General features: G+C 64.4%; 9 protein-coding genes. All 9 read left to right on the top strand.

Going from position 1 to position 9013, the window contains the following annotated elements:
• Positions 1–625: cysteine hydrolase family protein (locus tag ACRDUX_RS20450; RefSeq protein WP_526415913.1), on the top strand; the 625-nt coding region annotated here is incomplete at its 5' end.
• 47 nt (positions 626–672) lie between these two features.
• Entirely contained in the window at positions 673–1242 is a 570-nt protein-coding gene (locus ACRDUX_RS20445) for a type 1 glutamine amidotransferase domain-containing protein (protein WP_526415911.1), read from the top strand.
• A 99-nt stretch (positions 1243–1341) separates the two neighbouring features.
• Complete coding sequence (locus tag ACRDUX_RS20440; RefSeq protein ID WP_526415909.1) at positions 1342–3006, top strand: GMC family oxidoreductase; 1665 nt, start codon at positions 1342–1344, stop codon at positions 3004–3006.
• Positions 3007–3045: 39 nt separating this feature from the next.
• Entirely contained in the window at positions 3046–3747 is a 702-nt protein-coding gene (locus ACRDUX_RS20435) for a gluconate 2-dehydrogenase subunit 3 family protein (protein WP_526415907.1), read from the top strand.
• Complete coding sequence (locus ACRDUX_RS20430; RefSeq protein WP_526415905.1) at positions 3744–4862, top strand: mandelate racemase/muconate lactonizing enzyme family protein; 1119 nt, start codon at positions 3744–3746, stop codon at positions 4860–4862. Before ACRDUX_RS20435 ends, ACRDUX_RS20430 begins: the two co-directional genes overlap by 4 nt.
• Before the next feature lie 97 nt (positions 4863–4959).
• Entirely contained in the window at positions 4960–5511 is a 552-nt protein-coding gene (locus ACRDUX_RS20425; protein WP_526415915.1) for a bifunctional 4-hydroxy-2-oxoglutarate aldolase/2-dehydro-3-deoxy-phosphogluconate aldolase, read from the top strand.
• Positions 5508–6590 carry a PfkB family carbohydrate kinase gene (locus ACRDUX_RS20420; protein ID WP_526415903.1) on the top strand — a complete coding sequence of 361 codons (1083 nt, stop codon included), beginning with the start codon at positions 5508–5510 and terminating at the stop codon, positions 6588–6590. The genes ACRDUX_RS20425 and ACRDUX_RS20420 overlap by 4 nt, the downstream gene beginning before the upstream one ends.
• Positions 6591–6627: 37 nt before the next feature.
• Positions 6628–7311 (top strand): gluconate 2-dehydrogenase subunit 3 family protein, encoded by a 684-nt coding sequence (locus ACRDUX_RS20415; RefSeq protein WP_526415901.1) that lies wholly within the window; start codon positions 6628–6630, stop codon positions 7309–7311.
• A 13-nt stretch (positions 7312–7324) separates the two neighbouring features.
• Positions 7325–8986 carry a GMC family oxidoreductase gene (locus ACRDUX_RS20410; protein WP_526415899.1) on the top strand — a complete coding sequence of 554 codons (1662 nt, stop codon included), beginning with the start codon at positions 7325–7327 and terminating at the stop codon, positions 8984–8986.
• Positions 8987–9013 lie beyond the last annotated feature (27 nt).

Below are 9013 nucleotides of genomic sequence, written 5' to 3'. Positions count from 1 at the left end.
AACCAAGACCATGCTGCTCGTGATCGACATGCAGAAGGCGTGTGTCACCCCCGGTGGGGCGATGTACATCGAAAGCGTCGGGGGTGCGCCGGAGGGCAAGGACGTCGTTCAGCCGGTCGTCAATGTCATCGAAGCCGCACGCGCCAAAGGCATTCCGGTGGTGTACTCGCTATGGGGTCTTCGTTCCGACGGTAAGGACGCCGGCGTCGCCGAAGCCAAGTGGCCGGGCGCAATGCCGCTGAGCACCTTTCCCGGCGCTTGGGGCAACGGCGGCGATGAACTCGATGACGCCATCAAGCCACTCGACGACGAACCGGTGTTCCGCAAGCACCGCTTCAGCTCGTTCTACGGCACCCCGCTCAACGAGTACATGCGTGCCGCCGGAGCGGACACGCTGGTCATTGCCGGCGTCTCGACAGGCAACTGCGTGATCACGACCGCCATCGACGGGGCCAACCAGGACTACAAGATCGTCGTCCTTGCCGACACGGCCGCGGCCATCCCCGCCCCTCTCGAGGATCAGCCGCTCGGCTACGGCCAGCACTGGGAGGCACTTCGCAACATCCAGGCCAACCATGGCGACGTGCTGTTGACCACTGAGTTCCTGGAGCTGATCGGCGCCTGAAGCAGAACGAAGCAGTCCGCACATCCGATACCGACAGAAGGAAACACATGAACTTGAATGGCGTACGCGTAGCCCTACTGATCGAGGACGAATACCAGATTCTGGAGGGCTGGTATCCGCACCTGCGCCTCCAGGAAGCCGGGGCGACCGTGACCGTGGTGGGCAATGGCCGCAAGGACACCTTCGAAAGCAAAGAGCACTACCCGATGCGTGCGGATCTCGGCGCCCCCGACGCCGACCCGGCAGACTTCGATGCTGTCATCGTCCCGGGCGGCTTCGCACCGGACAACATGCGACTGCACCCGGAGATGATCGACTTCGTCCGCAAGATCAACGAGGCGGGGAAGCTCACCGCCAGCATCTGCCACGGGGGCTGGGTGCTGGTTTCGGCGGGCGCGCTCAAGGGCAGGAAAGCCACGGGATACGCGCCGATTCGCGACGACGTCGTCAACGCGGGCGGGACCTGGCTCGACCAGCCCGTAGTCGAAGATGGCAACATCATCACCGCGCGCACGCCGGTCGACCTGCCGCCGTTCCTCGCCGCGATCGTCGACTATCTGGGTCGCGAGGTCGCCACGAAGTCAGGTGCCGGGCGGGTTGAAGCCGCGAACGCCTAACTCCGACAAGAGGCCGCGAGGCCGACGGGATGCCGTCGGCCTACCGCGTGCTGCCCACAGCAACAGGCCTCAGCGGCCTTGACCTGAAAGCCGTGATGTATGAGTACGAAGAATGACCCCGTCGACGTCATCGTGGTCGGGCTAGGGGCCTGTGGTGGCACGGCCGTCAAAGTGTTGTGCGAGGCAGGGATGAAAGTCGTCGCGTTCGACAAGGGCCCGTGGCTCAATGCCGCCAAGGACTTCTCGGGCGACGAGATCAAATTCGTCAACCGCAACTACCTGTGGCCCGATCCCACGCTGTACCCGCGCACACTGCGCCACGACGAGGACTCCGTGGCCAAGCGGTTCCAATTCTCCCCCACCCCGCAGCTGGTCGGCGGTGGAACGAACCACTGGGCCGGTTGGGTGCCACGACCGCGTGAATCCGACTTCATGCTCAAATCACTACACGGCGACCTGCCCGGGGCGAGCCTCGCTGACTGGCCGTTCCGTTACGACCACCTAGAGCCCTATCTCACCAAAGTGGAGTGGGAGTTCGGTATCGCCGGTATTGCCGGCGCGGACAAGTACGAGCCGTTCCGCAGCAAGGGCTATCCCAGCCCGCCGCTGCGACCGACCCGGTGGGGTAAGAAATTCTACGACGCCTGCAACAAGCTGGGCATCAATGCCTTCCCGTTGCCGCACGCCATGGTCACGAACGAACATAAGGGCCGAAAGCCGTTCAATCACACCAGTTTCTGGAATCAGTATGGCGATCCCAGCGGCGCGCGGTCGAACACGCTGACCACCTTCGTACCCGAGGCCGTGGCCACTGGAAATCTGGACGTACGACCGGAATCCTTTGTGCACCAGGTTAAAGTCGGCAAGGACGGGCGCGCCACCGGCGTCGTCTACATCGACACCGACGGTAACGAGCAGGAGCAGGATGCCGGCATCGTCATCCTCACACTCGGCGCGATCGAGTCTGCCCGCCTGCTGCTGATGTCGCGGTCGGCGCAACATCCGGACGGTCTGGCCAACAGCAGCGGTCAGGTCGGCAAGAACGCCACCTTCCACGAGTATCTCTTCGCGGTCGGCCTGTTCGACAAGGAGATCGACGATCCGCTGTACGGCTGGACCGGCAACTACATTAGCGGTGGGTCGCTGGAGTTCTACGAAACCGACCACGACAGAGGCCACGTCGGCGGCTGTATTATCGCGGCGTCCCAGATCGCCCATCCGGTCAACTGGGTGTTCCCCGGCCGGCCGTCGTGGGGCGACGCGCTCAAGGACGCCGACCGAAACTTCTTCAACTACGCGATGAAGATCGGGCTGATCCTGCACGACCTGCCGGTGGAGAAGAATCGGGTGGACCTAGACCCGACCGTCACCGACACGTTCGGCATGCCGGTGGCGCGGATCACCCACCGCCCCCATCCGAATGACGTCGCCATGGGTAAGTGGCAGGTGGACAAGAACATCGAGATTCTCCAAGCGGCCGGCGCACGCAAGACCGTCCCGGTCTACCTCGACGAGATGACCGGAAATACCTGCCATCAACACGGCACCGCACGGATGGGCTTCGACCCGAAGACCACAGTGCTCAACGAGTGGTGCCAGGCGCACGACGTGGAAAACCTCTTCGTGCTCGACGGATCCAGCTTCCCGACCTCCACAGGGGTCAATCCGACCCTGACCATGATGGCCAACGCCTGGCGATGCTCGGAGTACATCACCGATGTCTACGCCAAGGGTCGGGAAGAACACCTGGCCGCCCCCCGCTGACCCCAGCGGATCACAGACTACTGAGGAGGGTTGTCCCTTATGGGATTGAAAGCATCCTGGGAAACCGTCGGTGAGCCGGTCGATCCGGACAGTACCGACAAACTGTTCTTCACCGACCATGAATGGGCCACCGTCGAAGCGGCCACCGCCCGTATCATCCCCACCGACACGGACCCGGGCGCGCGCGAGGCACGGGTCGTCGTGTTCATCGACCGGTATCTCTCGGGAATCGGGTTCATCTTCGCCGCCGCCGACGGTAGTGGATTCCTGAAGATGACGGGACGGTTCGCCGACGCCTGGCGTGACCGCCAGACCCGAATGCAGCACACCTACCGGCGGGGGCTGGCCGCGCTCGACGAGTCCACCCAGGCGAGCTTCGGTCGAGATTTCGTCGACCTGTCCGAGTCCGAACAGGATCGGGCACTCGAGTTATTCTCCGGCGCACCGAAACCCACGAAGGTGACGCTCGGCTCCTCCGAGGCGGTGACCACGTTCCTGCAGGGCACCTTCGACGAAGGGATGGACTTCTTTACCGCGCTGTGCCTGCACACCCGCCAAGGGTTCTACTGTGACCCCGTCTACGGCGGCAACAAGAACCACATGGGCTGGGAGTTCATCGGATTCCCCGGCCCTAAGTCCCTCAAGGACACGATGGATGGCACCTACGACACCCATGACTACTTCGAGCCGACGTACGACTGGGACGAACTGATTCCGCACCTGAAGGCGAACCCGGCGTGAAAATCACCTCTGTACAGTCCTATCCGCTCGGCAGTCCCCTCGATGAACCGCTGCGCTGGGGCGCCATGGTGGTCAATACCAAAGGCGGAATCGTCGTCGAGATCCAGACCGACGAAGGACTGGTCGGTATCGGCGAAGCCGGCTTCTCCTCGGAGTATTTCCCGACCGTCGGACCGATCATCAACAGCCAGTTGGCGCCGATGCTCGTGGGTCAGGATCCTCGCGACATCGAATCGCTATGGAACCAGATGCTGAACGCGACGCACATGTGGGGACGTCGCGGAATCGAGACGTATGCGGTGTCCGGCATCGACATCGCGCTATGGGATCTGCTGGGCAAGATCGCCGAACAACCGGTCTATAGGTTGCTCGGCGCCTCCAAGTCTCGCGTTCGTGCCTACTTCGCACCCTCACTCAAAGCGACGGAGGCCACCGTCGACGAGTGCGCACGCGCCGTAGCCGACGGCTTCACCGCCATGAAGCTGCGCGCCAGCGCCAATCTGGGTGACACCGTCGACATGGTCTCGCGGGTGCGCGACGCCGTGGGAGATGCCCAGCTCATGGTCGACGCCAACATGCTCTACGACCGGCGCGGCGCCTTGGTGCTGGCTCGCGAGCTCGAGAAACTCGACGTGTACTGGCTCGAAGAGCCCATCCTCGCGCGCAGCCTCACACAATACGTGGATGACCACACCTGGCTCGCCGATCGTGTATCGATCCGGCTGGCCGGGGGCGAATCCCTGCTCACTCGTTACGAATTCATTGATCTGCTGAACCGGCGCACATTCGACATATTGCAGCCGGACTGCACCAGCGTGGGCGGAATCTCAGAAGCCAAGCGGGTAGCCGACCTGGCCAGTACCTGGAATTTGCAGTGTGTTCCGCACATCGCCTGCTCGTCGGGCACCGGGATCGCGCTGGCCGCCGGATTGCACATGATCCTGGCGTGCGAGAACACGCCGCTGATCGAGGTCGACGCCTACGGCGGGCCGGGCTGGGATGGCATGCTCACCCATCCGCTGGTGGTCAAGGACGGCTACGTCGATGTTCTCGATGCGCCGGGGCTCGGTGTCGAACTGTCGCCCGACGCGACGACGCGGTTCGCTGTGTCATGACCTCGGCGCCCTCAGTAGATCTGCGCAGCCGCCTCGAAAAGTGCCGAGTACTACCGGTTGTCGATGTGGCTGATAGGAATGACACTCGTCATCTGGGATCGGCGCTGCTCGGATCGGGTCTGCCACAGCTGGAATTGACGTTGCGGCGCCCCGGCGCCCCGGCGCCCTGGACGCCGTCGCCGCTGCCGCCGAGGACACCAGGATGCTCGTCGGAGCGGGCACTGTGCTCACCGCCGCCCAGGCCAGGGACTGCCTGGCTGCGGGCGCTCGGTTCATCGTGTCGCCCGGCACCGACCGCGGGGTTATCGCTGTGTGCCTGGATGCGGGTGTACCGGTGCTGCCCGGCGTGGCGACCCCGACCGATCTGATGACGGCGACCTCGATGGGGATCGACGTGGTCAAGTTCTTTCCCGCGCAAGCACTCGGTGGCGTCGCTACGATCCGGGCGCTCGCCAGTCCCTTCCCTTCTGTCCGGTTCGTCCCCACTGGCGGCATCGACATCACGCGCGCTCCCGCGTACCTGGCCGAGCCCGCGGTGCTGGCGGTCGGTGGAAGCTGGATGGCACCGAAAGAGCTTCTTCAACAGCGCGATTGGGATGCGATCAGCGCTCTGGCCAGGAAAGCCCTGCGGATCGGGGATGCGGAATGAGCACATTGCCGGTGCGCGACTCCATGCAGACTCGCTACGACGTCATCGCGCTGGGTGAGGTGATGCTGCGTTTGGACCCCGGAGCCGGCAGAATTCGCGACGCCCGCACCTTCGACGTATGGGAAGGTGGAGGCGAGTACAACGTCGCACGGGCGTCGGCAGCGTGCTTTCGGTTACGCGCCGGCATCGTCACGGCATTGGTGGACAACGAGATAGGCCAACTGATTGCCGGGCTCATCCGCCGCGGCGGCACCGACACGTCTCAGATCGTGTGGGTACCCGACGACGGAATCGGGCGATCTGCCCGCAACGGTCTGAATTTCACCGAGCGTGGGTTCGGCGCTCGGCGTGCTCTAGGAGTGTCGGACCGAGCGCATACCGCGGTCGGCCAGATGAGACCCGGAGACATCGACTGGGATCGGCTGTTCGGGGTCACCGGCGCTCGATGGTTTCACACCGGCGGGGTCTTCGCCGGGCTCACGTCCGAGACCGCAGATGTGGCACAGGAAGCGATGGCCGCGGCTAGACGACACGGCACCGTGGTTTCCTACGACGTGAACTACCGGCCCAGCCTATGGCAGGGGCGCGGCGGTGCGGAGGCGGCGATCGAGGTTGGCCGTCGCCTGACCAAGTACGCCGATGTGTTGATCGGCAACGAAGGTCACTTCGGCGGCCTGCTCGGGGTGTCGTTGCCCACCAACGAATCCGACGAGCCCGATATCCACCAGATCTTCGCTGCGACCCAAGCCGAGTTCCCCCACGTGTCGCTGATCGCGGCGACCAGGCGCACCGAGCATTCCGCGTCGCGCATCGACTGGGGTGCTGCGTTGTGGGACGGCGACCACGTCGTCTCGTCCATCACCCATCACGATCTCGAGGTGTTCGACCGTGTCGGGGGTGGCGACGGATTCGTCGCGGGCCTGCTGGCCGGCATCCTCGGCGGACGCGGCCTCGGTGCCGCCACTGCCCTCGGTGTCGCTCACGGCGCGCTGGCCATGACGACTCCCGGTGATAACTCGATGGCCCACGGCGACGAGGTCGAAGCCCTCGCGTTCGGAGTAATGGCAAACCGCCGGTAGCAACCGTGCCAACGGCAGCTCGGATAGGAGAATGCAGATGACAACGGTGGACCTGCAGATGGCTGGCGGGCCCGACAAGCCACCGCTCGGTGGCTGGGTGCCGCAGGTCGAGTTCGACACTGCGACAACGGTGTTCTTAAACGCCCTGGCAGACACGTTGATACCGCCCGGCGGCGGATACCCTTCGCCCAGCACGGTCGACATCGTGGGCTTCTTCCGTCGCTACGTCACCCCGAGCGGGCAGGAGGCGCGGTGGTACCCGTTCGTCTCCGTTGAGCACATCGCTCGTGCCGCACAGTGGCTCGGCGCCGACTTCGCAAGATCCGACGAGGCGGCCCGGGTGGCGGGCGTCGCATGTCTGGAGAACGAGCATATCGAGGAGTTCAGTCGGCTACGCGACCTCGTCTACCATGCCTACTACTCACGACCGGCCGTGATTTCCGCGATCAACGCCCAGTCGCCTGCGGGGCGTGACTACCGTGTGAGTCCGCAGCCCTACGGGTACGCCGACACGATCGACGACTGGGACGAAGAACTCCTGAGCCGCGTACGCGGAACGTATCGACGCACCGAGAACGTGGTGCGGGTGGCGCTACCCGACACCCTCGCCGGACCAAACGAAACCGCCGAGAGCGCCTGGCGAACGCAGTCCGACTCAACACCCTTCGACGCCGACAGCACCGTCGACGCCCTCCGCGTCGCCAGTAGCGGCACTCCCTGAAAGAGAGATCAACGTGGCAGCTTTCACCGAAACGGATGTCCTGGTCATCGGATCGGGCGCCAGTGGCGCGGCGATCAGCAAGCGCCTGAGCGATGTCGGCATCCGTGTCGTCTGCCTCGAGCAGGGCGACTGGCTCCATCCGATGGATCACCCACATTTCTACGAGGGGTGGGAATTGGAACGGTTGCGCGCCTTCGACTGGCACCCGTCGGTACGGCAGTGGCCGGAGGACTACGTCGTCACCGGCAACGCCGCACCGCAGATGATGAATGGCGTCGGCGGATCGACCCTGCACTACGCCGGTGCATGGCCGCGTTTCAAGCCCGTCGATTTCCGCAAGGGCACCGAGCACGGCCTCGGCGGCACCATCGATTGGCCGATCAGCTACGAGGAACTGGCGCCGTACTACGACATCAATGACGCCGAGGTCGGCGTCGGGCGTCGAACCGGGGATCCCGGCAACCCACCGCGTCCACCGGGATGGGGACCTGCCAGCCCGGGCGGCAGAGTCGGCAACCGGATGGCGTCCGGTTTCGACAAACTCGGGTGGCACTGGTGGCCTGCCGACAACGCGATTCTGACGAAGCCCAAGGACGGGCGACTGCCCTGCAACTCCTGTGGCTCGTGTCTGGCGGGCTGTCCTCGGCATGCGATCAACTCCGTCGACACCACTTATTGGCCAAAGGCGCTGAACAACGGTGTGGAGCTGCGGACCAACGCTCGGGTCGAGCAGGTCACCACTGAGCGTGGCCGGGCCCGCGGTGCCATCTACATCGACCGGCTCACCGGCAACCGCCACGAGGTGCGGGCACAAATCGTGGTTCTGGCCGCCAACTCCATCGGCACGCCACGGCTGATGCTGATGTCTGCCCAAGCCGGCCACCCCGACGGGCTGGCCAACAGTAACGGCCTGGTCGGGACGCACCTGACATTTCACAGCTGGTCGTTCGAGGACTTCTGGTTCGACGAGCCGCTGGAAGGCTTCAAGGGACCCGAACCCGCGGTGTTGTACTCGCAGGAGTTCTACGACACGGACACCTCACGGGGATTCGTCAACGGGTTCTCACTGCAGGTGGGTACGGCGCTGGGCGCGGCGAACAGCGCGCTGGGCACCAACACCGGAAATCTTGCGCCCTGGGGTGCAGATCACCGCGACTTCTTCAACGAGCACTTCGGCCACCACGCACTGATCTACGTGCAGGGCGAGGACATTCCCATGGAACACAACCGCGTCACGCTCGATGACAGCATCACCGACTCCAGTGGACTTCCGGTGCCCAGTGTCAACTATCTGCTGCACGAGAATGATCGCCGGTTGATCGAGTGGGGCCGACTTCGTGCGCACGAAGCAGCTCATGCCGCCGGCCGGGTAACGGACATGGCCAGCACCGGAATCGGTGGGATCTCGGGTCCGCCTCCTGGTTGGCACATCATGGGCACCTGTCGGATGGGCAACTCGCCCGCCGACTCGGTGACCAACAAGTGGAACCAGACGTGGGACATTCCCAACCTGTTCATCGCGGACGCCAGTTCGCTGACGTCGGGCGCGGCGGTGAACCCGACCAGCACCTTGCAGGCGATCGCCGTTCGCGCGGCCGAGTACATCAAGCACCGGTTCGCCGACATCACCTCACAGCACAAGACGCCCAGCAATTCGGAAGCACCCTCGATATAGCCCAACCCATTTGCCGCCGAACTTGCG

This window comes from Mycobacterium sp. (genome assembly GCF_050701675.1).
GTDB lineage: Bacteria > Actinomycetota > Actinomycetes > Mycobacteriales > Mycobacteriaceae > Mycobacterium.
Note: the sequence above shows the minus strand (reverse complement) of the source record. Positions and strands in the feature narration are given on the sequence as shown.